This is a genomic window from Burkholderia lata, assembly GCF_902499025.1.
GTDB classification, from domain to species: Bacteria; Pseudomonadota; Gammaproteobacteria; order Burkholderiales; family Burkholderiaceae; genus Burkholderia; species Burkholderia lata_C.
In genome coordinates this window covers 83,983-107,463 of record NZ_CABVPW010000011.1, presented here as the reverse complement: position 1 = coordinate 107,463, position 23,481 = coordinate 83,983, and the positions used below count along the sequence as shown (strand labels likewise).

The following is a 23,481-nucleotide window of genomic DNA, read 5'->3' as shown; positions in this document are numbered from 1 at the left end:
GCCGCGCACGACTTAACGTGCGTTGAGCGGCTTCGCTTCGCGCGGCGTATCGCCGATGAACAGCTGACGCGGACGGCCGATCTTCTGCTCCGGATCGCCGATCATTTCGTTCCACTGCGCGATCCAGCCGACCGTACGTGCCATCGCGAAGATACACGTGAACATCGACGTCGGGATGCCCAGCGCGCGCTGGACGATGCCCGAGTAGAAGTCGACGTTCGGGTACAGCTTGCGCGACACGAAGTACTCGTCTTCCAGCGCGATCTTCTCGAGCTGCATCGCGAGCTTGAACAGCGGGTCGTCGTGCAGGCCCAGTTCGTTCAGCACTTCATAGCACGTTTCGCGCATCAGCTTCGCACGCGGGTCGTAGTTCTTGTACACGCGGTGACCGAAGCCCATCAGCTTCACGCCCGAATTCTTGTCCTTCACCTGCTTGATGAATTCGGGGATGTTGTCCGGCGAACCGATCTGCTCGAGCATGTTCAGCGCGGCTTCGTTCGCACCACCGTGCGCCGGGCCCCACAGACATGCGATACCGGCAGCGATACAGGCGAACGGGTTCGCGCCCGACGAGCCGGCCAGGCGGACGGTCGACGTCGATGCGTTCTGCTCGTGGTCGGCGTGCAGGATCAGGATACGGTCGAGTGCGCGGACGAGCACGTCGTTGACCTTGTACTCTTCGCACGGGTTCGAGAACATCATGTGCATGAAGTTCGCGCTGTACGACAGTTCGTTCTTCGGATAGACGAACGGCTGGCCGATGCTGAACTTGTACGCCATCGCGACGAGCGTCGGCAGCTTCGCGATCATGCGGATCGCCGACACTTCACGGTGACGCGGATCGTTGATGTCGAGCGAGTCGTGGTAGAACGCGGACAGCGCGCCGACTGCGGCAACCAGCACCGCCATCGGGTGCGCGTCGCGGCGGAAGCCACGGAAGAAGAAGTGCATCTGCTCGTGCACCATCGTGTGCTTCGTGACGGTGTCGACGAATTCCTTCTTCTGCGCTGCGTTCGGCAGTTCACCCTTCAGCAGCAGGTAGCAGCTTTCGAGGAAGTCCGCGTTTTGCGCGAGGTTGTCGATCGGGTAGCCGCGGTACAGCAGTTCGCCCTTGTCGCCGTCGATGTACGTGATCGCCGAATTACAAGCTGCCGTCGACATGAAGCCCGGGTCGTACGTGAACTTGCCGGTCTGGCCGTACAGCTTGCGGATGTCGATTACGTCCGGGCCCAACGTGCCCTTGTAGATCGGCAGTTCGACGCTCGGCGAATTGTCGCTGAACGATAGCGTGGCTTTAACATCAGACGGAGTCATGGCACATCCTCAATCGAAATAAAGAAACGGGATTCGATAACGGGCGTAACGCGTTACACGTTGCGCAGCATCTCCAACAGCCGGTGAATGTCCGGGCTGTCTAGGTCGCCTTCTGGTTCCTTGCGCGCGAGGAGCAAGTCCATCAGGTCGTTGTCGCTCAGATCGAGCAGGCGCGACAACGCGCCTACGTCTGCATCGGTGAGGTCATGCTCGTATCTGCTGAAGAAACGCTCGAAGATGATGTCGTTTTCCAGCAGACCCCGCCGCGCGCGCCAGCGAAGGCGCGCGCGGCGGTGCGGGTCGGATTGGTGCGAATCGTCGCTCATCTCGACCTTAAACCGCGCGGCGAACCATCAATTCCTTGATCTTGCCGATCGCCTTCGTCGGGTTCAGGCCCTTCGGGCAAACGTCGACGCAGTTCATGATCGTGTGGCAACGGAACAGACGGTACGGGTCTTCCAGGTTGTCGAGACGCTCGCCGGTGGCGGTGTCGCGGCTATCCGCGATGAAGCGGTAAGCCTGCAGCAGGCCGGCCGGGCCGACGAACTTGTCCGGGTTCCACCAGAAGCTCGGGCACGACGTCGAGCAGCTCGCGCACAGAATGCACTCGTACACGCCGTCGAGCTCGTCGCGCTCTTCCGGCGACTGGAGGCGTTCCTTCTCCGGCGGCGGCGCGTCGTTGATCAGGTACGGCTTGATCGAGTGATACTGGTTGAAGAAGTGCGTCATGTCGACGATCAGGTCGCGCACGACGGGCAGGCCCGGCAGCGGACGCAGCACGATCTTCTGCGGCAGGTCGTTCAGGTTCGTGAGACACGCGAGACCGTTCTTGCCGTTGATGTTCATCGCGTCCGAACCGCACACGCCTTCACGGCACGAACGGCGGAACGACAGCGTCTCGTCCACGGCCTTCAGCTTGACCAGTGCGTCGAGCAGCATGCGCTCGTGCTCGAGCTCCAGCTCGTACGTCTGCATGCGCGGCGCTGCGTCCTTGTCCGGATCGTAGCGGTAGACTTCAAAAATGCGTTTTGCCATTTCGGATTCCTTTGACTCGGCTTAGAACGTGCGCGGCTTCGGCGGCACGGATTCGACCGTCAGCGGCTTCATTTGAACCGGCTTGTAGTCGAGGCGATCGCCTTCGCTGTACCACAGCGTGTGGCGCAGCCAGTTCTCGTCGTCGCGGTGTTCGTAGTCGCTGTGAGCGTGCGCGCCACGGCTTTCCTTGCGCGCTTCCGCCGACACCATCGTTGCGCGAGCAACTTCGATCAGGTTCTCCAGCTCGAGCGCTTCGACGCGCGCGGTGTTGAACACCTTCGACTTGTCCTTCAGGTGGATGTTTTCCACGCGTGCCTTCAGGTCGGCCATCTGGTCGACGCCTTCCTTCAGCAGCTCCGACGTGCGGAACACGCCAGCGTGCTTCTGCATCGTCGAGCGGATGTCGTTCGCGACGTCCTGCGTGTATTCACCCGAGGTCGACTTGTCGAGCTTCGCCAGGCGCGCCAGCGAGAATTCGCCCGCATCGGCCGGCAGCGGCTTGTGTTCCTTCTGGTTCTTCACGTGCTCGACGATGTGGTTGCCGGCCGCACGGCCGAACACCACGAGGTCCAGCAGCGAGTTCGTGCCGAGGCGGTTCGCGCCGTGCACGGACACGCACGAGCATTCGCCCACTGCGTAGAAACCGTTGACCGGATCCTTGTGACCGCCGCGCGTCGTGCCGACGACCTGACCGTGGATGTTGGTCGGGATGCCGCCCATCTGGTAGTGGATCGTCGGGACGACCGGGATCGGTTCCTTGATCGCATCGACGTTCGCGAACTTCAGCGCGATTTCGCGGATCGACGGCAGACGCTTCATGATCGTCTCGGCGCCGATGTGCGACAGGTCGAGCAGCACGTGATCCTTGTTCGGACCCACGCCGCGGCCTTCCTTGATTTCCTGGTCCATCGAACGCGACACGAAGTCGCGCGGCGCCAGATCCTTCAGCGTCGGCGCGTAGCGCTCCATGAAGCGCTCGCCGTTCGCGTTGCGCAGGATACCGCCTTCGCCGCGCACGCCTTCGGTGATCAGCACGCCCGCGCCGGCCACGCCGGTCGGGTGGAACTGCCAGAACTCCATGTCCTGCAGCGCGATGCCCGAACGCGCAGCCATGCCGAGGCCGTCGCCGGTGTTGATGAACGCGTTGGTCGATGCCGCGAAGATCCGGCCTGCGCCGCCCGTCGCGAACAGCGTCGTCTTGCCTTCCATGATGTAGACGTCACCCGTCTCCATCTCGAGGGCCGTCACGCCGAGCACGTCGCCTTCCGCGTCGCGGATCAGGTCGAGCGCCATCCATTCGACGAAGAACTGCGTCTTCGCTTCGACGTTCTGCTGGTACAGCGTGTGCAGCAGCGCGTGACCGGTACGGTCGGCGGCCGCGCATGCGCGCTGGACCGGCTTCTCGCCGTAGTTCGCGGTGTGGCCGCCGAACGGGCGCTGGTAGATCGTGCCGTCCGCGTTGCGGTCGAACGGCATGCCGAAGTGCTCGAGTTCGTACACGACGTTCGGCGCTTCACGGCACATGAATTCGATCGCGTCCTGGTCGCCGAGCCAGTCGGAGCCCTTGATCGTGTCGTAGAAGTGGAAGTGCCAGTTGTCTTCGCTCATGTTGCCGAGCGACGCGCCGATACCGCCCTGCGCGGCCACCGTGTGCGAACGGGTCGGGAACACCTTCGACAGCACGCCGACCGACAGGCCCGCGCGCGACAGTTGCAGCGCTGCGCGCAAGCCGGAGCCGCCCGCGCCGACGATCACCACGTCGAACTTGCGACGCGGGAGGTTAGATTTGATTGCAGCCATTCTTTACACTCTCCAGAGAATCTGCGCGGCGTAGCCCGCACATGCGAGCAGCCAGACGATGGTCAGCGATTGCAGCAGCAGGCGCACACCGACGGGCTTCACGTAGTCCATCCAGATGTCGCGCACGCCGACCCATGCGTGGTAGAAGAGGGAAAGCAGCATCACGAAGGTCGCGAGCTTCATCCATTGCGCGGCGAAGATCGAGGCCCAGCCTTCGTACGAGAAATCGTGCGCGCCGAAGAACAGGACGAGCAGAATGACCGTGTAGACCGCCATGATCGTGGCGGTGATGCGCTGCGCAAGCCAGTCGCGCAGGCCGTAATGTGCGCCGACGACGAGGCGCTTCGAGCCGATTCGGTTATTGGCTGCCATTTTCTTAGAATGCTCCGAACAGTTTGAGTGCCATGGCGATCGTCAGGGCGATCGAGACGACAAAGACGACGACTGCCGTCCGCTTGCCGCCTTCCTTCGTGACGGCGTCGTGGTTGACGTCCATCAGCAGGTGGCGAATGCCGGCGCAGAAATGGTGGAAGAAGGCCCACGACAGTGCGAGGACGATCAGCTTGACGATGATGTTGGAGAGGAAAGCCTTGAAGACTTCGAAGCTGAGCTCGGACGTGAGGCTCTGGTCGAAGAGGAACAGCAGGAACGGCAGGAACAAGAACAGCAGCGCGCCGCTGACTCGATGGAGAATCGACAATATCGCTGCCAGCGGCATGCGATATTTCATCGTGATATCGCCGAATCCGATGTTCCGGTATTCCGGCCTCGGCTTTCTTACTGCATCAGTCATGCTAGACCCCTACTATGTTGTCACACTAATCCGCGATTTTAGCGCCTTTTTATATCGCGCTGCAGCGAAAGTCTGCTCTGGATAGTTGCGCGAACAAGAACAAAGGCGGCCCGAAACGTGCTTCGCGAACGTGGGCAACGCGAACGCACTCGGCTTGAGCCGATACACCGTCAACTCAAGTCATTCTGATAGTAGTACCCGGTTGTGACATACCAGCCGCGACGCACTTCCACCGGCCGGTCTCCGTATGTATAGGACACGCGCTCGACCGACAGCAAAGGAAAACCTGCCGGCACGTGCAGCAGGTCGGCCACTGCCGGCTCTGCCGCCACTGCGCGGATCTTTTCCGTCGCGCGGATCATCCGCGTGCCGAACTCCGTCTCGAACATCGCGTAGAGCGGCCCCTTGTACTCGCTCAGCCGCTCGAACGTGAGCCCGCGGAACATCGCGCCCGGCAGCCAGATCTCGTCCAGCACCGTGACTTCGTTCTCGAACTCCAGCAGGCGGCGCACCTGCACGACGGGATCGGCCGGCTTCAGGTCGAGCTGACGCGCGATCTCGGCCGGCGCGCGCAGGCGGCGGCATTCGAGCAGGCGGCTCACGTGCGGATGCTCGGCGCCGTCGTCGGCCAGCAGTCGAAGAAAGCGGAACTGCGCGCGATCTTCATTGTGCGTTGCAACAAAAGTGCCCTTGCCCTGCCGCCGGACCACGAGGTTTTCGGCGGCCAGCTCGTCGATCGCCTTGCGGACGGTGCCCTGGCTGACCTTGTAGCGGGCCGCGAGCTCCACCTCGCTCGGGATGATCTCGCCCGGCTTCCATTCACCGGATTCGAGACTTTGCGTGATCAATGACTTAATCTGCTGGTATAACGGGCTGAACGTCGGCGACGGCGGTGCCGCAGGCGAAGGTGCGGGATCGCTCGCGCCCGGCTGCCCTGGGCTGCCTGCGCCGGTCTGATTCGCGGTATTCGCCTGGTTCGATGTCATGGCGCGCATTTCATCACAAACCGGACTTTTAAGTCCACTCAATTTCCGCAAAACATCTGTCTTATATAAGACATATGATACCGTTTGACTTTGAGCCGGACGGCTCCTACACTCCCGGTCGAGCAAGGGTTCGCGGGTGCAAAAGCGCGTCCCCGGCTACGTGCCACGGCCGTCTCCAGGTTCACCGCGTCTGCCATCGCGAGTCCTCCGCCCTGCTTCAATGCAACACTCAGCACAACGCGCATAGAATGGCGTTTTCGCGAGTGTCCAACGCTTCACCCGTCCTGGAGATTTTCAATGGCTAAGCCCGCAAAGCGTGTTGCCGTCACCGGCGCCGCAGGTCAAATCGCTTACTCCCTGCTGTTCCGCATCGCGAACGGCGACCTGCTCGGCAAGGACCAGCCGGTCATCCTGCAACTGCTCGACCTCCCGCAAGCCCAAGGCGCCGTCAAAGGCGTCGTGATGGAACTCGACGATTGCGCGTTCCCGCTGCTGTCGGGCGTCGTGATCACCGATGATCCGAAGGTTGCATTCAAGGATGCCGACGTCGCACTGCTGGTCGGCGCACGTCCGCGCTCGAAGGGCATGGAGCGCAAGGACCTGCTGTCGGCAAACGCCGAAATCTTCACGGTTCAGGGCGCTGCGCTGAACGAAGTCGCCAGCCGCGACGTGAAGGTGCTGGTCGTCGGCAACCCGGCGAACACCAACGCATACATCGCGATGAAGTCGGCACCGGATCTGCCGAAGAAGAACTTCACGGCCATGCTGCGCCTCGACCACAACCGCGCGCTGTCGCAACTCGCGGCAAAGTCGGGCAAGCCGGTCGCCTCGATCGAGAAGCTCGCCGTGTGGGGCAACCACTCGCCGACGATGTACCCCGACTTCCGCTTCGCGACCGCCGAAGGCGAATCGCTGCTGAAGCTGATCAACGACGACGTGTGGAACCGCGACACGTTCATCCCGACCGTCGGCAAGCGCGGCGCGGCGATCATCGAAGCGCGCGGCCTGTCGTCGGCAGCGTCGGCAGCGAACGCAGCGATCGACCACGTGCGTGACTGGGTCCTCGGCACGAACGGCAAGTGGGTCACGATGGGCATCCCGTCGGACGGCTCGTACGGCATCCCCGAAGACATCATCTACGGCGTGCCGGTCGTTTGCGAAAACGGCGAGTACAAGCGCATCGAAGGCCTGGAAATCGACGCGTTCTCGCGCGAGAAGATGGACGGCACGCTGGCCGAGCTGCTCGAAGAGCGCGATGGCGTCGCCCACCTGCTGAAGAACTAAGCATTACGCATCTCGCCGGGCGGCCCTCGGGCAGCCCGGTTTCGGCCCGGGCCGGCATGCCGCCGGCCGGGCCGACCGATCCGATCCGCGCACGTTTTGCCGCCCCGCGCCCGCCGCGCACCGGCCCAGAACGCGCCCGAATCCGATTTTCTCCACGTTGACCCGCTTCCCTGACGTAGACGAGATGGCCGCGCTCACTCCTGCACAAGTGCTGTACGACGGGGCGTCCCCGCCCGCGATCCTGCCCTGCTGCGATCACTACGCGGGCAGCGAAAAGCTGATGCGCAAGTCGCTCGCGCTGCAGGCCGAGCTGGGCCCGGTGTTCGACATCACGCTCGACTGCGAAGACGGCGCCGCCGTCGGCCAGGAAGCCGCGCACGCGGCACTCGTCACCGAACTGCTCGGCAGCGCCGAGAACCGCTTCGGCCGCGTCGGCGTCCGTATCCACGACTTTTCCCATCCGCACTGGCGCGACGATGTCCGCATCGTGCTGCGCGCGTCGCGCGCGCCCGCCTACATCACGCTCCCGAAGATCGCGAGCGCCGCCGATGCCGCCGAAATGACCGCGTTCATCGAAGGCACGCGCCGCGAGCTCGGCATCGCGCAGCCGATTCCCGTCGACGTCCTCGTCGAGACGCACGGCGCGCTCGCGCAGGCGGCCGCCCTCGCCGCGCTGCCGACGGTCGGCACGCTGAGCTTCGGGCTGATGGATTTTGTCTCCGCGCACCACGGCGCGATTCCCGATTCCGCGATGCGCTCGCCCGGCCAGTTCGAGCACCCGCTCGTGCGCCGCGCGAAGCTGGAAATCGCCGCGGCCTGCCACGCGCACGGCAAGACGCCGTCGCACAACGTGACGACCGAGGTGCGCGACATGAGCATCGTCGCCGGCGATGCACGCCGCGCGCGCGACGAATTCGCGTTCACGCGGATGTGGAGCATTCACCCCGCGCAGATCCGCCCGATCGTCGACGCATTCGCGCCGCGCACCGACGAGGTCGCGCTGGCTGCCGAGATCCTGCTGGCCGCGCAGGCCGCCGACTGGGGCCCGACACGCCACGGTGATACGCTGCACGATCGCGCGAGCTACCGGTATTACTGGTCGGTGCTGCGCCGCGCGCGGGCTACCGGCCAGCCCGTACCGGCCGAGGCCGCGCCGCTGTTCGGCCCGGCCGCCGCGGGCAGCGCGCCATAAGCGCACGCCGCCGGTGGATACACGAGTTTCATGCATTCGACGAGGCGCAAACCGGACAGAGGTTTGCGAAACGACAAAAAACGTAACGGAGCCCGAAAACCTGATATGTACGCGGCCAAATAGGTGAAAATAGCGGCCGCTGCGCGCTTTCGGGGCGCGTGCAGTTTCAAACCGGCCGGCAGTTTCGATTGCCGACCCTTGTCAACTGATTATCGAAAGGTTCTGACTCCATGAAGAAACTCCTGATCGCTACCGCCATCGGCGCCTTGTCCGCCACGATGCTGGTGTCGGCTCCGAGCGCGTTTGCCCAGGGTACGACCACCACGACCGCGAAGAAGGCAACGGCCAAGCGCCCGGCGCCGGCCAAGCGCATCATCCCGCGTAGCAAGAAGGCACAGGCACGTGCCGCAGCGAAGGTCGATCCGGTACCGGACGGCGCGGTCAAGTGGTCGTGCAAGGAAGGTCTGTCGTTCGACCTCGCCGGCGACATGAAGCGCGACCAGGTCGTCACGGTTCACTGGGCGAAGAAGAACTACAAGCTGCCGCGTCAGGCCACGACGACGGGCGCCGACACGTTCTACGATCCGGCAGCAGGCTTCAAGCTGATCGTGATCCCGACCAAGGCGATGCTGTTCTCCGACGCGAACGGCGGCGAACGCCTCGCGGACGAATGCGTGACGCCGGAAATGACGCAAGGCACGCCGGCACCGACGCAGTCGAACGAGCTGAAGCCGGCAACGAACTAAGCGCGTTCCCATCGGCCCCTCGATGTCCGCCCCGGTCTCCAACGTCCGCCCTGCTCCGGATACGGTACTCGTCGATATCGTCGACTACGTGCTGAATGCCGGCATCGACAGCGCGCTCGCGCTGGAGACGGCGCGTCATTGCCTGATCGACACGCTCGGATGCGGACTCGAGGCGCTGTCCTACCCTGCCTGCACCAAGCTGCTCGGCCCCGTCGTGCCCGGCACGATCGTGCCGAACGGCGCGAAGGTGCCCGGCACGTCCTTCCAGCTCGATCCCGTCCAGGCCGCGTTCGGCATCGGCGCGATGATCCGCTGGCTGGACTTCAACGACACCTGGCTCGCCGCCGAATGGGGTCATCCGTCCGACAATCTCGGCGGGATCCTGGCGACAGCCGACTGGCTCTCCCGCACGGCCGTCGCGGCCGGCCGGAAGCCGCTCACGATGCGCGACGTGCTGGTCGCGATGATCCAGGCCCACGAGATCCAGGGCTGCCTCGCCCTCGAGAATTCGTTCAACGCGGTCGGGCTCGACCACGTGCTGCTCGTGAAGGTCGCCTCGACGGCCGTCGTCGGCCGGCTGCTCGGGCTCACGCGCGACGAGCTGATCAACGCGGTATCCAACGCGTTCGTCGACGGCCACGCGCTGCGCACCTACCGCCACGCGCCGAATACGGGCTCGCGCAAATCATGGGCGGCCGGCGACGCCACGTCCCGCGCGGTGCGCCTCGCGCTGATCGCGAAAACGGGTGAAATGGGCTACCCGTCGGCGCTCACCGCCAAGACCTGGGGCTTCTACGACGTGCTGTTCGACGGCAAGCCGTTCCGCTTCCAGCGCCCGTACGGCACGTACGTGATGGAAAACGTGCTGTTCAAGATCGCGTTCCCCGCCGAATTCCACGCGCAAACGGCCGCCGAAGCCGCGCTGCAACTGCACGCGCAGCTCGCCGCCGCGGGCCGCACGACCGACGACATCAGCCGGATCACGATCCGCACGCACGCGGCCGCGATCCGCATCATCGACAAGCAGGGCCCGCTCGCCAATCCGGCCGACCGCGACCACTGCATCCAGTACATGGTCGCCGTGCCGCTGCTGTTTGGCCGGCTGACCGCGGCCGACTACGAAGATTCGGCCGCCGCCGATCCCCGCATCGACGCACTGCGCGCGAAAACCGTGTGCGTCGAGGATCCGCAGTTCACGAAGGATTACCACGACCCGGACAAGCGCTCGATCGCGAATGCACTGACGATCGAATTCACGGACGGGTCGAAGCTTGCCGAGGTGGCGGTCGAATACCCGCTCGGCCACCAGCGGCGCCGGGCCGAAGGCATCCCGCTCCTGGTCGAGAAGTTCAGGACCAATCTTGCCCGCCGCTTCCCGGCAAAGCAGCAACAAGCGATTCTCGACGTGTCGCTGGACCAGGCAAAGCTCGAAGCGATGCCGGTCGATGAGTACGTCGACTTGTATGTGATATAGCCGTCATCTACAGGACTCTTTGTTTCCTAGCCTTAAACCCAGGAAAATCACCATGGCCCACAATCTCCACAAGACCCTCAAGGAATTCGACAGCGGTTCCGGCAAAGGCAAGTTCTACTCGCTGCCGCAGCTCGGCAAGGAACTGAAGACGAAGATCGAACGCCTGCCGGTGTCGATCCGTATCGTGCTCGAGTCCGTGCTGCGCAACTACGACGGCAAGAAAATCACCGAAGCGCACATCGAGCAGCTCGCGAACTGGAAGCCGACCGAGAAGCGCGTCGACGAGATCCCGTTCGTGGTGTCGCGCGTCGTGCTGCAGGACTTCACGGGCGTGCCGCTGCTCGCCGACATCGCGGCCATGCGCGGCGTCGCGGAGCGTACGGGCAAGAACCCGAAGAAGATCGAGCCGCTGGTCCCGGTCGATCTCGTCGTCGATCACTCGGTGCAGATCGACTACTTCCGCCAGAAGGACGCGCTCGACCTGAACATGAAACTGGAATTCCAGCGCAACAACGAGCGCTACCAGTTCATGAAGTGGGGCATGCAGGCATTCGACACGTTCAAGGTCGTGCCGCCGGGCGTCGGCATCGTCCACCAGGTGAACCTCGAATACCTCGCGCGCGGCGTCCACAAGAAGGCGGACGGCGGCGACACCGTGTACTACCCGGACACCCTCGTCGGCACCGACAGCCACACGACGATGATCAACGGCATCGGCGTGGTCGGCTGGGGCGTGGGCGGCATCGAGGCTGAAGCCGGCATGCTCGGCCAGCCGGTGTACTTCCTGACGCCGGACGTCGTCGGCGTCGAGCTGAAGGGCAAGCTGCGCGAAGGCGTGACGGCTACCGACCTGGTGCTGACGATCACCGAAATGCTGCGCAAGGAGAAGGTCGTCGGCAAGTTCGTCGAGTTCTTCGGCGAAGGCACGAAGTCGCTGTCGCTGCCGGACCGCGCGACGATCGGCAACATGGCGCCGGAATACGGCGCGACGATGGGCTTCTTCCCGGTCGACGAAAAGACGATCGACTACTTCGAAGGCACCGGCCGCACGAAGGCGGAAATCGCCGCGTTCGAGAACTACTTCAAGGCGCAGAAGCTGTTCGGCATCCCGAAGGCCGGCGACATCGACTACACGAAGGTCGTGACGCTGGATCTCGCGACAGTCGCCCCGTCGCTGGCCGGCCCGAAGCGCCCGCAGGACCGCATCGAGATCGGCAACGTCAAGTCGACGTTCACCGACCTGTTCTCGAAGCCGGTCGCGGACAACGGCTTCGCGAAGAAGGCGGACGACCTGGCCACGCAATACACGACGAGCAACGGCGTCGACGTGAAGAACGGCGACGTGCTGATCGCCGCGATCACGTCGTGCACGAACACGTCGAACCCGAGCGTGCTGCTGGCTGCCGGCCTGCTCGCGAAGAAGGCCGTCGAAGCCGGCCTCACGGTCGATCCGAAGATCAAGACCTCGCTCGCGCCGGGATCGCGCATCGTCACCGAGTACCTGACGAAGACGGGCCTGCTGCCCTACCTGTCGAAGCTCGGCTTCGAAGTCGCGGCCTACGGCTGCACGACCTGTATCGGCAACGCGGGCGACCTGACGCCGGAACTGAACGAAGCGATCACGAAGAACGACATCGTCGCGGCAGCCGTGCTGTCGGGCAACCGCAACTTCGAAGCGCGTATCCACCCGAACATCCGCGCGAACTTCCTCGCGTCGCCGCCGCTGGTCGTCGCATACGCGATCGCCGGCAACATCACGCGCGACCTGATGACCGAGCCGGTCGGCAAGGGCAAGGGCGGCCGCGATATCTACCTCGGCGACATCTGGCCGACGAGCGAAGAAATCCACGCGCTGCTCAAGTTCGCGCTCGATCCGAAGAAGTTCGAGGACAACTACTCGAAGCTGACCAAGAAGGGCGACCTCTGGAGCAAGATCGAGGGCGAATCGGGCCAGGTCTACGACTGGCCGAAGTCGACGTACATCGCCGAGCCGCCGTTCTTCGGCAACGACTTCTCGATGGAACCGGCTGCGTCGATCCCGACGGTCAAGGGCGCGCGCGCACTGGGCATCTTCGGTGACTCGGTCACGACCGACCACATCAGCCCGGCAGGCTCGATCAAGGAAGACTCGCCGGCAGGCAAGTGGCTGAAGGAAAACGGCGTGCAGAAGGCCGACTTCAACAGCTACGGCTCGCGCCGCGGCAACCACGACGTGATGATGCGCGGCACGTTCGCGAACGTCCGGATCAAGAACCTGATGATCCCGGCGAAGGCAGACGGCACGCGCGTCGAAGGCGGCCTGACGATCCATCAGCCGAGCGGCGAACAGCAATCGATCTACGACGCGGCCATGCAGTACGTCGGCGCCGACACGCCGACGGTCGTGTTCGCAGGCGAAGAGTACGGCACGGGCTCGTCGCGCGACTGGGCCGCGAAGGGCACGCAACTGCTCGGCGTGAAGGCCGTGATCGCACGCAGCTTCGAGCGCATCCACCGCTCGAACCTGGTTGGCATGGGCGTGCTGCCGCTGCAGTTCAAGGGCTCGGACAGCATCCAGTCGCTCGGCATCACCGGTGAAGAGACGTACGACATCGAAGGCCTCGGCGACGACTTCAAGCCGCAGCAGGACGTCACGCTCGTGATCAACCGCAAGAACGGCGAAACGCAGCGCGTGCAGGTGCTGCTGCGCATCGATACGCCGATCGAAGTCGACTACTACAAGCACGGCGGTATCCTGCCGTTCGTGCTGCGCTCGCTGCTCGCAGCGTAAGCGCCCTGCTTTTGCAGGTGCCGCAGCCGCCTCGCGGTGGTTGCGGCCGATTTGGATGCCCGACCTCGTGTCGGGCTTTTTTTTGCCTGCGCGCTACGCGGCGTAACCGGTCGAACGGTGCGTCACGCCGCCTTGTCGGCACCCGCCTTCGCGCCTGCGCCCGCTCGCCGCGCGTTCTTCTTCAGGTGCGTGCGGTTGTATTCGATCGCCGCGCGCACGAGATTCTTCAGCGCCCGCTTGTCGATCCGGTCGCCTTCGAAAAAATCGATCGCGCGCCGCGCGTTGCCGTCGAGACCGTCGTTGAACAGCTGGCCGGGATCGGGCAGCTGCGCGCCGTGCATGAAGGTCAGCTTCACCTTGCCCTTGTGCGCATTCGCGACCGCGATCATCCCGTCGCATTCCCACACGGGGCTGCCCATCCATTTCCATTCCTCGACGATGCCCGTTTGCGCGTCGAGGATCGTCTGGCGCAGGTCCGCGAAGGTCTTGCCGCGCCAGTCGGCGATGCCGGCGATCAGCGCGTCGATGCGCGCCGACGGCGTGAGGTCCGTGGTGCTCATGCGCGCGCCTCCGTGCGTTCGTCGGGGCGGGCCAGCACCTGTTCGAGCGAGTCGAAGAACCGGACCCAGCCGTGCTGCGCACCGCGGTACGCCTGCTCCTGATCCGTGCGGAAGCCGACCTGCTCCATCCGCAGGTGCGTACCCGCCGGCGTCGGCGTGAGCGTCCACGTGACGACGCTTTCGAGGCCGTATGCGGCCCACGTGTAGGACAACGCGTGCGGCGGCTCGATCGTCAGGACCGTGCAGTCGACCGAGCCCCAGTCCGCGCGGAAGCTGAAGGCGCGGCCCGCGACGGGCTCGAAGTCGCTCTTCATCAGCCACGCCTCGATCAGGTGCGGTTGCGTGAGTGCGCGCCAGATCTTCTCCGGCGGATGAGGCAGCTCCCGGTCGACGACGACGGAGCGCGTTTCAGTGGTGGCCTGGTTCATTACTGGTCCATCCTTTTCAGAAGATCTTCGAGGGCATCGAACCGGTTCTGCCAGAAGCCCGCCATCTGGCTCGTCCAGTCGATCAACGGGGCCAGCGCTTGAGGCTGCGCGCTGTAGTGCGTCTGCCGGCCTTCGTGACGGTCGATCACGAGCCCGGCCTGCTTCAGGACGCCGAGATGCTTCGAGACAGCCGGCTGCGAGACGCCCGCATGGGCCGTCAGCGCGGCAACCGTCAGCTCGCCGTCCGCGCACAGCCGCTCGAAGAGCGCGCGGCGCGTGGGATCGGCAAGCGTCCTGAAAAGCATGTCGTGTGCGTTCTGCATGTCCAAATCCATAACCCGATGGTTATGAATCGAAGAATATCCGCTGATCGGCGCGCGTCAAGGCGGAATTTCACGAACGGCGTCGCGCGACTTTGCGCGGGCATGCCGTCCACCGCGTCGACACGTGCATGCCGCCGAATTCGAGCATTCCCTCTAATCCGCAATCGCCGCATGCGATCCGAAAGCAGCCCGCAAGACTGCCGGAAGCACCGTTCCACAGTTCGGGAAACGTTTGCGATCGACCAGCCCCTTTTTTGTGCACGCGCGAATCCGTTCCTGCCGTGTCGCTGCGTTTGACCACATAGTGCGACGCGGCACGCGGCCACGACCGGTTGCGCGCCATGCATTCATGGATCGATCCGCTCCGCGATCGCGCACGTTCCGGCGCCGCGACGAGCGACTCGTGCGTGCGAGCGTCGCACTTTGCCGCCCCGTCGTATCGCGAACCGGTTCCGTTCGCCGCGGCCACGATCGCTTGCGTGCACGACGCAGCGCGTGCACGCACGCGCGCCGATGTCAGAACTGACAGCTATGGAAACTGGCAGCTACCTGAACGGCAGCGACGCCCTACGCTCGTCACCGCTCGCGATCCCATAAGGGTCGAGGGCTCCAGCAACGTCGTCTCTCCTAAAAAGGACTCCCGATGAAAAGGAACGCCTGGTTTGCCCTGCCCCTGCCGTCGCCCCGCCGCCTCGCGTGCGTGGCACCGCTCGTGTTCGCCGCTGCTGCGGCGCACGCGGCGACGGATTGGGTCGACACCCATACGAAGGCCTTTCTGACCGGCCCGCAGTTGATGGCGCGCAGCGCGGCGCCGTCGCTCGAACTCGCGGCCGGCGAGACCACCAACGTCGTCGTCAGCCTGAACCTGCGCAACGCGGCGCAGCTCAAGCAGCTCGCACGCGACGTGAACCGCCCCGGCAGCGCGCACTATCGCAAGTTCCTCACGCATGAGCAGTTCCTCGCGAACTACGCGCCGACGGATGCACAGGTCAAGTCGGTCGTCGACTATCTGCGCAAGAGCGGCTTCGTCGACATCAAGGTCGCGCCGAACCGGCTGCTCGTATCCGCGCGCGGTACGGCCGGCTCGGTGAAGGCCGCGTTCAACACGTCGCTCGTGCACTTCGACTATGCGGGCCGCTCGGGTTTCGCGAATGCGTCGACCGCACAGGTGCCGCGCGCGCTCGGCGACGTCGTCGGCTCGGTGCTCGGGCTGCAGAGCGTCGCGCGTGCGCGCCCGCTGCTGCGCATCGGCAACGTGTCGAAGCCGCAGGCGCTCGCGGCCGGTACCGCCACCGGCCACTATCCGAAGGAATTCCCGGCCCTCTACAACGCGACCGGCGTACCGACCGCGGCCGGCGTGACCGTCGGCATCATCACGATCGGTGGCGTATCGCAGACGCTGACGGACCTGAAGCAGTTCACGTCGAGCAACGGTTACGGCACGGTCTCGACGCAGACCGTGCAGACCAACGGCTCAGGCGGCAACTACAGCGACGACCAGGACGGCCAAGGCGAGTGGGATCTCGACAGCCAGTCGATCGTCGGCTCGGCCGGCGGCCAGGTCGGCAAGCTCGTGTTCTACATGGCCGACCTGAACGCGTCCGGCAACACGGGCCTCACGCAGGCGTTCAACCAGGCAGTGTCCGACAACACGGCGAAGGTCATCAACGTGTCGCTCGGCTGGTGCGAGACTGACGCGAACGCGGACGGCACGCTCAACGCCGAGGAGCAGATCTTCACGACGGGCGTCGCGCAAGGCCAGACGTTCTCGGTATCGTCGGGCGACGAAGGCGTGTACGAGTGCAACAACCGCGGCTATCCGGACGGCGCGAACTACACGGTGTCGTGGCCGGCTTCGTCGCCGCACGTGCTCGCGATCGGCGGCACGACGCTCTACACGTCGTCGTCGGGCGCCTTCTCGAGCGAGACGGTGTGGAACGAAGGGCTCGACGGCAACGGCAAGCTGTGGGCAACGGGCGGCGGCGTCAGCACGATCCTGCCCGCACCGTCGTGGCAGTCGGGCAGCAACCGCCAGTTGCCGGACGTCTCGTTCGACGCCGCGCAAAGCACGGGGGCGTACATCTACAACTACGGCCAGTTGCAGCAGATCGGCGGCACGAGCCTCGCCGCGCCGATCTTCACGGGCTTCTGGGCACGCCTGCTCGCAGCGAACGGCACGGGCATCGGCTTCCCGGCCGGCAACTTCTACGCCGACATTCCGTCGAACCCGTCGCTCGTGCGTTACGACGTGGTATCGGGGAACAACGGCTATCAGGGGTATGGCTATAACGCAGGCACCGGCTGGGACTACACGACCGGCTTCGGCAGCCTGAACATCTCGAACCTCAACCAGCTGATCAAGTCGGGCGGGTTCTAAGCGAAGCGTAAAGGCCGGCGCGCGGTGGTGGTGAGTCGCGCGCCGGCTGACCGACAACGGCGGGAACACCGCTCGACGCGCGGCGCCATCACTATCCACCGCATCAATATCGCCATCACAAACATCCGTTGGATCAATTCCCGGACGGATGCGACAGTGGGCCTTCACACAACCTGTGCCGCCTGCCATGTCGACGACCAACCTGCCCTCCCTCAGCCCGCCCGTTCACGACGGCCTGCCGACGCGACAGCGCATCGCGGCATTGATCGCCCTCTCGCTCGCGGTCGCGATGGCCAACCTCGATACGGCCATCACCAATACCGCGCTGCCGACCATCGGCAGAAGCATCGGTGCCGATCCTGCGTCGGTGATCTGGGTCGTCAATGCGTATCAGCTTGCGATGGTCGCGACCTTGCTGCCCTTCGCATCGCTCGGCGAGATACTCGGCCATCGGCGCATTTACATCGCCGGGCTGATCCTGTTCACTGCGAGCTCGCTCGCGTGCGGCGTCGCCGCGTCGCTTCCCGCGCTTGCCGCCGCGCGTGCGTTGCAAGGCATCGGCGCGGCCGCGATCATGAGCGTCAACACCGCGCTGATTCGTTTCGCCTACCCGGCCAGGCTGCTCGGACGCGGCGTCGGGCTGAATGCGCTCGTCGTCGCCGTTTCGTTCACTGTGGGCCCGACCGTCGCGTCGGCCATCCTGTCGATCACGTCGTGGCATGGGCTGTTCCTGATCAACGTCCCCATCGGCCTGCTTTCCGTCGCATTGGCCGTCCGCACGCTGCCGATCACCGATCGCGCCCCGCATGACTTCGACGTCGTCGCCGCACTGCTGTGTGCCGGTTGCTTCGCATTACTGATACTCGGATTGGGGACGGTTTCGCACGACGGCCTGTCGCCGGCGGTCATGGCCGAATGGATCGCCGCCGCAAGCTTCGGCTACGCACTGCTGAAGCGCCAGGCACATCATCCCGCTCCGCTGCTCGCCGCCGACCTGTTTCGACGGCCGGTGTTCTCCCTTTCCGCCGCCACATCGGTTTGCTCGTTCGCGACGCAAGGCCTCGCGTTCGTGTCGCTGCCATTCTTCCTGCAAGCCGGCCTCGGCAACAGTCAGGTCGACACCGGCTTCCTCATGACACCGTGGCCTGTCGTCGTGGCCATCATGGCGCCCGTTGCCGGACGCCTGGCCGACCGATACCCGGCAGGCATTCTCGGCACCGTCGGCCTTTTCATCCTGTGCATCGGCATGGCGTCGCTGGCCATGCTGCCGCCCGCGCCTTCGACGCTCGATATCGTGTGGCGCATGATGATGTGCGGCGCCGGATTCGGCTTCTTCCAGGCACCGAACCTCAAGGCGCTGATGGGCAGTGCGCCGGCCGAACGCAGCGGCGGCGCCAGCGGCATCGTCGCGACGGCCCGCCTGCTCGGACAGACGCTCGGTGCGGCACTGGTCGCCCTGTGCTTTCACGTCTCCGGGGCCGGTGGCCCGATCGTCGCGCTGTGGGCCGGCAGCGCCTTTGCACTGGCGGGCACGGCGATCAGCTGCCTTCGGCAATTGCCGCGCTGGCGGCACCCGTGATACGTCGACTGCGTTCAGCCCGCCGCGCGCTGCGCGTCGAGCAACCCCATCGGCTTCGCCGCCTCGCGAAGCTTCTCCCTCAGCCAGGTTTGCGCCGGCACGCCGTCGTGGCGCCGGTGCCAGTACATCGACCAATGGAAACCCGCTGACTCGAACGGCAGCGCCTTGAGCACCAGCCCGTCTTCCACGAAACATTCGGCCAGGCGCGCGGACATCACCGCGACCATCGACGAATGACGCAACAAATGCGGAACGACCAGCCAGTGCGGCACATTGAGCACTACATGCCGCGCGCGGCGCATCCCGGCGAGCCTGGCATCGACATAACGCCCGTCCGTCGCACTGATGGACACCTTGAGATGCGGCAGCGACAGGAACAGGTCGAGCGTCAACGCTTCAGCGGCACACGGATGGTCCTTCGCCATCACGCAGACCATGCGGTCGTCGAACAGCGGCATCGCCTGCACCGCGCCCGCATGTTCCAGATCCATGCTCACCGCGATGTCGATGTCGTCGGCTTCGAGCGCGGTCACGGTCTGCCCCGGCGACAGGTGCACCACGTCGAGCGTCACGCCCGGCGCCTCCTGCTCGAGCTGCGCGAGCAACGGTGGCATCAGCAGATACTCGAGCACGTCGGACATCCTCAGCCGGAAGTGCCCGGTCGTCGTTGCCGGATCGAACGAGCCATCCGATTCGAGGAGCCGCTCTGCCTGGCGAAGCAATTGCCTCAGCGGCTCTTCCAGTTCCAGCGCACGCGGCGTCGGCTCCATGCCCGTTGCATTGCGTATCAGCAACTCGTCGCGCATCAGCATCCGCAAACGCCCCAGCGCGCTGCTCATCGCCGATTGGCTCAACCCCACCTTCGTCGCGGCGCGCGTGACGTGCTTCTCGGTCAGCAACGCATCGAGTGCGACCAGCAGATTCAGGTCAACGCTGCGCAGATTCATATGTGCTCACGATTTCGATGTGAAACGTCACGTTGCACCCGACCGTGCATTCGGTCAACGACGCCGGCATGCCGCGCGCCGCCCGTTACTCCGTCGCGCGCTCGCTTACGCGCTCCGCCCCGGCCGCCACGCCCGCCCGATGCGACGGCGCAAAAAGCCGCAACCCGCTCGCGACACTCGCGGCCCCGGCGAAGCCCGCGCCGAGCATCAGCGCGAGCGTCGGCCCGTGGCGCCCCGCGATCCCGAACGACAGCGCGACGAGCGCCGCGCCCGTCGCCTGCCCGATCAGCCGCGCGGTCGCGATGATCCCGCTCGCGCCGCCGCTGCGCTCGGGCGGCGCGCTCGACATCAGCGCCTTCAGGTTCGGCGACTGGAAGAAGCCGAAGCCCGCGCCGCACAGCATCATCCGCCAGCCGATGTCGATGACGCCCGGCGCCGCCGGCAACGCGGCGAGCGACACCATGCCCGCGCTCAACAATGCAAGACCGATCGCACCGAGCAGGCCCGGCGGATAGCGATCCGACAAGCGCCCCGCGATCGGCGCGGCGAACGCGACGATTGCCGACCACGGCGTCATCAGGAACCCCGTCTCGACCGCACTGCGATGCAGGACGGTTTCGAAGTAGAACGGCAGCGACACGAACGCGAGCCCCTGCGCGGCGAACGCGCACACGGCGGTCAGCGCGGACAGCGTGAACACCGGCCGGCGAAACAGGTCGACCGGCAGCATCGGCGCCGGGTGCCCGGCCTGGCGGCGGATCAGCAGCCAGCCGAACGCGAGCGCGACCGCGGCCGCCGCGAACACGACGGCAAGCGGCCCGCGCTGCGCGAATTCGCCGAGCGCGAAGATCAACGATGCGAACGTGATCACGTTGAACAATGCGGCGACCGGATCGAACGCGTGCTTGCCGCGTGCCGTCTGCGGCAGCGACGGAATCGCCACTGCGAGCGCGAACACGCCGAGCGGCACGTTCACCGCAAACAGCCACGGCCACGCGGCGACCGACAGGATCAGCGACGCGATGGTGGGCCCCACCGCGAACGACACGCCGACCACGAGCGCATTGAAGCCGACGCCGCGCCCGAGCCGGTGCGCGGGAAACAGGCCACGGATCAGCGCGACGTTGACACTCATGATCGCGCTCGCGCCGAAGCCCTGCACGATCCGCGCGGCCGTCAGCATCGGCAGCGTCGACGCGAGCGAGCAACCGAGCGACGCAAGCGTGAATACCGCGAGCCCGGCGATATACACGCGCTTGTGGCCGACGATGTCGCCGAGCGACGCGAACGGCAGCAGCGTCGCGACCATCGCGAGCTGGTACGCGTTGATGATCCAGACGGACGCGGCGGGCGACGCATGCAGGTCGGTGGCGATCGCGGGCAGCGCGGTGTTCGCGATCGCGGTGTCGAGCGTCGCGAGCGCGACGGCCAGCAGCACGGCGGACATCGCGCGCCAGTTGACGGCCGGCTCATGCGCGCCGGCGGGGGAAGCGAATTCGGACAAGATGAGGCTCGGCTGACGAGCGACGCGTTGCGCCGCGTCGCGGATTGGACTCGCGGCGGCGTTCCGGTCGCACCGCACGGAACGCGCGCCGCCGCGCTCCGTATTGTTGCAGAGCCGCATCGAACGTGCAGGCGGCCGCCTCGTCAGTCAGCGAAATGAAAGAAAATGCGTTGCCGTGCAGGACGCGCGGCAACGCAGGCGCGGCAGGCAGGCCCGCCGGGTCAGCTCACCGCGCGCCGCGCATTGCGACCGCGCAGCCATTCGAGCGCCAGCAGCAGGCTCGTCGAGAAGATGATCAGGATCGTCGCGAGCGCAGCGATCGTCGGGCTGATGTTTTCGCGGATCCCCGTGAACATCTGGCGCGGCAGCGTCGTCTGGTCCGCGCCCGCGAGGAACAGCGTGACGACGACTTCGTCGAACGACGTCGCGAACGCGAACAGCGCGCCCGACATCACGCCTGGCGCGATCACCGGCAGCGTGATGCGGAAGAACGTCGACACCGGATTCGCGCCGAGCGACAGGCTCGCGCGCACGAGGTTCTGGTTGAAGCCCTGCAGCGTCGCGGCAACCGTCGTCACGACGAACGGCACGCCGAGCGCCGCGTGCGCGGCGATCAGCCCCGTGTAGGTATTCGCGAGCCCGAGCGGCGCGAAGAACAGGTACATGCCGACGCCCACCACGACGACCGGCACGATCATCGGCGACAGCAGCACGGCCATCAGCAATCCCTTGCCGCGGAAGTCGGCCTTCGTCAGACCGATCGCGGCGAGCGTGCCGAGCACCGTCGCGACGACGGTCGCCGAAGGCGCGACGATGAAGCTGTTCTTCGCGGCCATCCGCCACTCGTCCGATGCGATCAGGTTCTCGTACCAGCGCGTCGAGAAGCCCGGGATCGGATAGACGAGGAACGTGCTCGACGAAAACGACAGCGGCACGATCGCGAGCACCGGCAGGATCAGGTACAGCAGCGTCAGCACGACGAGCACGCGCAGCGCGACGTACCACGCGCGCTCGACGAACGACATGTGCGGCGCGAACAGCGGCCTGGCGAGTTTCATGGTCCGAATCCCCTTCCCGTTTCGTAGTGCGCGGCGCTCAGCCGAGGCTCACGTTGGTGCGCGTGAAGCGCCCGTACACCGTGTACAGCACGAGCGTCGCCGCGAGCAGCAGCCCGCCGAGCGCGCACGCCATGCCCCAGTTGATCGTCACGTTCGTGAAGTACGCGACGTAGTAGCTGACCATCTGGTCGTTCGGCCCGCCGAGCAGCGCGGGCGTAATGTAGTAACCGATCGCGAGGATGAACACGAGCAGCGCACCCGCGCCGACGCCCGGATAAGTCTGCGGCACGTACACGCGCCAGAACGCGGCGAACGGATGGCTGCCGAGCGACACGGCCGCGCGCTGGTAGGTCGGCGGGATCGACTTCATCACGCTGTACAGCGGCAGGATCATGAACGGCAGCAGGATGTGCGTCATCGAGATGTACACGCCGACGCGGTTGAACAGCAGCGTCAGCGGCTGCGAGATCAGCCCGCTGCCGATCAGCGCCTTGTTGACGAGCCCTTCGCTCTGCAGCAGCACGATCCACGCGGCGACCCGCACGAGCACCGACGTCCAGAACGGAATCAGCACGAGGATCATCACGAGGTTCGCGCGACGCTCCGTCAGCGTCGAGATCCAGTACGCGAGCGGATAGCCGAGCAGCAGCGCGAACAGCGTGACGGCGACGCCGATCACGAACGTGCGGCCGAAGATCGCGAGGTAGATCGACTGGTCGGGGTCGGCCTGCACGATGTGGCCGAAGCCGTCCTGCTTGTGGTCGAGCGCGGCGAGCAGGTAGAACGGCGACACCTGGCTGCCGTTCTTCGCGATCGACTGCCAGTACGCGACGTCGCCCCAGCGCGAGTCGAGCCCGACGATTTTCTCGCGCGTCTGGGCGGGCGTCAGCGCCGCGTCGTTGTCGCCCTTCAGCGGCATTGCGCGCGCCGTCTTCGCGACGAGCGAGCGATAGCCGGGAATCTCGGTGTTCAGGCGCCGCGCGAGCGCACCCATCGCCTCGCTGTCGGCCACCTTCGTCATGTCGGCCGCGAGCGCGACATACGCGGCATCGGCCGGCGGGGCCTTGCGGTCCCAGCCCGACAGCGCGGCGACCGTGTTCGGCAACGCGGTCGCGATCTCCGGGTTCTGCACCGCGCGCGTAAGCAGCGTGCCGATCGGCACGACGAAAATCAGCAGCAGGAAAATCGCGAGCGGCGCGACCAGCAGCAGCGCCATCGTGCGCTTGCGGGCCTCGGCGGCCTTCAGCTCGCGCTTGAGCGCGGCGTTCGACGGCGAGGAAGGCGCGATCGTCATCGTATTCAACGGTTCTC

General features: G+C 65.4%; 21 protein-coding genes. 7 read left to right on the top strand and 14 right to left on the bottom strand.

Going from position 1 to position 23,481, the window contains the following annotated elements:
• Positions 1-12: 12 nt before the first annotated feature.
• The 7 genes from gltA to BDI24065_RS13340 all read right to left on the bottom strand — a co-directional run bounded on the left by gltA (position 13) and on the right by BDI24065_RS13340 (position 5,937).
• Entirely contained in the window at positions 13-1,314 is a 1,302-nt protein-coding gene (gene gltA / locus BDI24065_RS13370; protein WP_174911326.1) for a citrate synthase, read from the bottom strand.
• A 53-nt stretch (positions 1,315-1,367) separates the two neighbouring features.
• Positions 1,368-1,640 (bottom strand): succinate dehydrogenase assembly factor 2, encoded by a 273-nt coding sequence (locus tag BDI24065_RS13365; protein WP_011355742.1) that lies wholly within the window; start codon positions 1,638-1,640, stop codon positions 1,368-1,370.
• A gap of 7 nt (positions 1,641-1,647) precedes the next feature.
• Positions 1,648-2,349, bottom strand: a complete 702-nt coding sequence (locus BDI24065_RS13360) for a succinate dehydrogenase iron-sulfur subunit (protein ID WP_011355743.1) — start codon at positions 2,347-2,349, stop codon at positions 1,648-1,650.
• A gap of 21 nt (positions 2,350-2,370) precedes the next feature.
• Entirely contained in the window at positions 2,371-4,149 is a 1,779-nt protein-coding gene (gene sdhA / locus BDI24065_RS13355) for a succinate dehydrogenase flavoprotein subunit (protein WP_175031665.1), read from the bottom strand.
• A gap of 3 nt (positions 4,150-4,152) precedes the next feature.
• Positions 4,153-4,521 carry a succinate dehydrogenase, hydrophobic membrane anchor protein gene (gene sdhD, locus BDI24065_RS13350; RefSeq protein ID WP_011355745.1) on the bottom strand — a complete coding sequence of 123 codons (369 nt, stop codon included), beginning with the start codon at positions 4,519-4,521 and terminating at the stop codon, positions 4,153-4,155.
• A gap of 4 nt (positions 4,522-4,525) precedes the next feature.
• A complete protein-coding gene (gene sdhC, locus BDI24065_RS13345; RefSeq protein WP_034185792.1) occupies positions 4,526-4,942 on the bottom strand; it encodes a succinate dehydrogenase, cytochrome b556 subunit in 417 nt (138 codons plus the stop codon).
• Between the two features lie 170 nt (positions 4,943-5,112).
• The gene (locus BDI24065_RS13340; protein WP_175031749.1) at positions 5,113-5,937 is read right to left on the bottom strand and encodes a GntR family transcriptional regulator; all 825 of its coding nucleotides are present in this window, start codon (positions 5,935-5,937) and stop codon (positions 5,113-5,115) included.
• 288 nt (positions 5,938-6,225) lie between these two features.
• Between BDI24065_RS13340 and BDI24065_RS13335 the strand changes: the two genes are divergently transcribed.
• The 5 genes from BDI24065_RS13335 to acnA all read left to right on the top strand — a co-directional run bounded on the left by BDI24065_RS13335 (position 6,226) and on the right by acnA (position 13,394).
• Positions 6,226-7,212: a malate dehydrogenase gene (locus tag BDI24065_RS13335; protein ID WP_011355748.1), complete on the top strand. Its 987-nt coding sequence runs from the start codon at positions 6,226-6,228 to the stop codon at positions 7,210-7,212.
• Between the two features lie 184 nt (positions 7,213-7,396).
• Positions 7,397-8,404 carry an HpcH/HpaI aldolase/citrate lyase family protein gene (locus tag BDI24065_RS13330; protein ID WP_175031748.1) on the top strand — a complete coding sequence of 336 codons (1,008 nt, stop codon included), beginning with the start codon at positions 7,397-7,399 and terminating at the stop codon, positions 8,402-8,404.
• Between the two features lie 230 nt (positions 8,405-8,634).
• Positions 8,635-9,150: a hypothetical protein gene (locus tag BDI24065_RS13325; RefSeq protein ID WP_011355750.1), complete on the top strand. Its 516-nt coding sequence runs from the start codon at positions 8,635-8,637 to the stop codon at positions 9,148-9,150.
• Between the two features lie 22 nt (positions 9,151-9,172).
• Complete coding sequence (locus BDI24065_RS13320; RefSeq protein WP_175031664.1) at positions 9,173-10,624, top strand: bifunctional 2-methylcitrate dehydratase/aconitate hydratase; 1,452 nt, start codon at positions 9,173-9,175, stop codon at positions 10,622-10,624.
• A 52-nt stretch (positions 10,625-10,676) separates the two neighbouring features.
• On the top strand, positions 10,677-13,394 hold the full coding sequence (gene acnA / locus BDI24065_RS13315) for an aconitate hydratase AcnA (protein WP_175031663.1): 2,718 nt from the start codon (positions 10,677-10,679) through the stop codon (positions 13,392-13,394).
• A gap of 122 nt (positions 13,395-13,516) precedes the next feature.
• Here the strand turns inward: acnA and BDI24065_RS13310 are convergent, their stop codons facing one another.
• Genes BDI24065_RS13310 through BDI24065_RS13300 form a run of 3 tightly spaced genes read right to left on the bottom strand, consistent with a single transcriptional unit; the run spans position 13,517 to position 14,705 of the window.
• Positions 13,517-13,954 carry a DUF1801 domain-containing protein gene (locus BDI24065_RS13310; RefSeq protein WP_175031662.1) on the bottom strand — a complete coding sequence of 146 codons (438 nt, stop codon included), beginning with the start codon at positions 13,952-13,954 and terminating at the stop codon, positions 13,517-13,519.
• Positions 13,951-14,382 carry an SRPBCC family protein gene (locus tag BDI24065_RS13305; protein ID WP_175031661.1) on the bottom strand — a complete coding sequence of 144 codons (432 nt, stop codon included), beginning with the start codon at positions 14,380-14,382 and terminating at the stop codon, positions 13,951-13,953. Before BDI24065_RS13305 ends, BDI24065_RS13310 begins: the two co-directional genes overlap by 4 nt.
• Positions 14,382-14,705 (bottom strand): ArsR/SmtB family transcription factor, encoded by a 324-nt coding sequence (locus BDI24065_RS13300; RefSeq protein ID WP_043177689.1) that lies wholly within the window; start codon positions 14,703-14,705, stop codon positions 14,382-14,384. The genes BDI24065_RS13305 and BDI24065_RS13300 overlap by 1 nt, the downstream gene beginning before the upstream one ends.
• A 643-nt stretch (positions 14,706-15,348) precedes the next feature.
• Between BDI24065_RS13300 and BDI24065_RS13295 the strand changes: the two genes are divergently transcribed.
• Together BDI24065_RS13295 and BDI24065_RS13290 are read left to right on the top strand one after the other, a co-directional pair.
• A complete protein-coding gene (locus BDI24065_RS13295) occupies positions 15,349-17,082 on the top strand; it encodes a S53 family peptidase (RefSeq protein WP_175031660.1) in 1,734 nt (577 codons plus the stop codon).
• Positions 17,083-17,269: 187 nt separating this feature from the next.
• On the top strand, positions 17,270-18,661 hold the full coding sequence (locus tag BDI24065_RS13290) for an MFS transporter (RefSeq protein ID WP_175031659.1): 1,392 nt from the start codon (positions 17,270-17,272) through the stop codon (positions 18,659-18,661).
• A gap of 14 nt (positions 18,662-18,675) precedes the next feature.
• On the opposite strand, the gene BDI24065_RS13285 is transcribed toward BDI24065_RS13290, so the two are convergent.
• The 4 genes from BDI24065_RS13285 to BDI24065_RS13270 form a co-directional block, all read right to left on the bottom strand.
• On the bottom strand, positions 18,676-19,608 hold the full coding sequence (locus BDI24065_RS13285) for a LysR family transcriptional regulator (protein ID WP_175031658.1): 933 nt from the start codon (positions 19,606-19,608) through the stop codon (positions 18,676-18,678).
• A gap of 85 nt (positions 19,609-19,693) precedes the next feature.
• A complete protein-coding gene (locus BDI24065_RS13280) occupies positions 19,694-21,112 on the bottom strand; it encodes an MFS transporter (RefSeq protein WP_175031657.1) in 1,419 nt (472 codons plus the stop codon).
• Between the two features lie 221 nt (positions 21,113-21,333).
• Complete coding sequence (locus BDI24065_RS13275; RefSeq protein ID WP_175031656.1) at positions 21,334-22,170, bottom strand: ABC transporter permease; 837 nt, start codon at positions 22,168-22,170, stop codon at positions 21,334-21,336.
• Between the two features lie 37 nt (positions 22,171-22,207).
• Positions 22,208-23,464 (bottom strand): ABC transporter permease, encoded by a 1,257-nt coding sequence (locus BDI24065_RS13270; protein ID WP_175031747.1) that lies wholly within the window; start codon positions 23,462-23,464, stop codon positions 22,208-22,210.
• Positions 23,465-23,481: the final 17 nt, after the last annotated feature.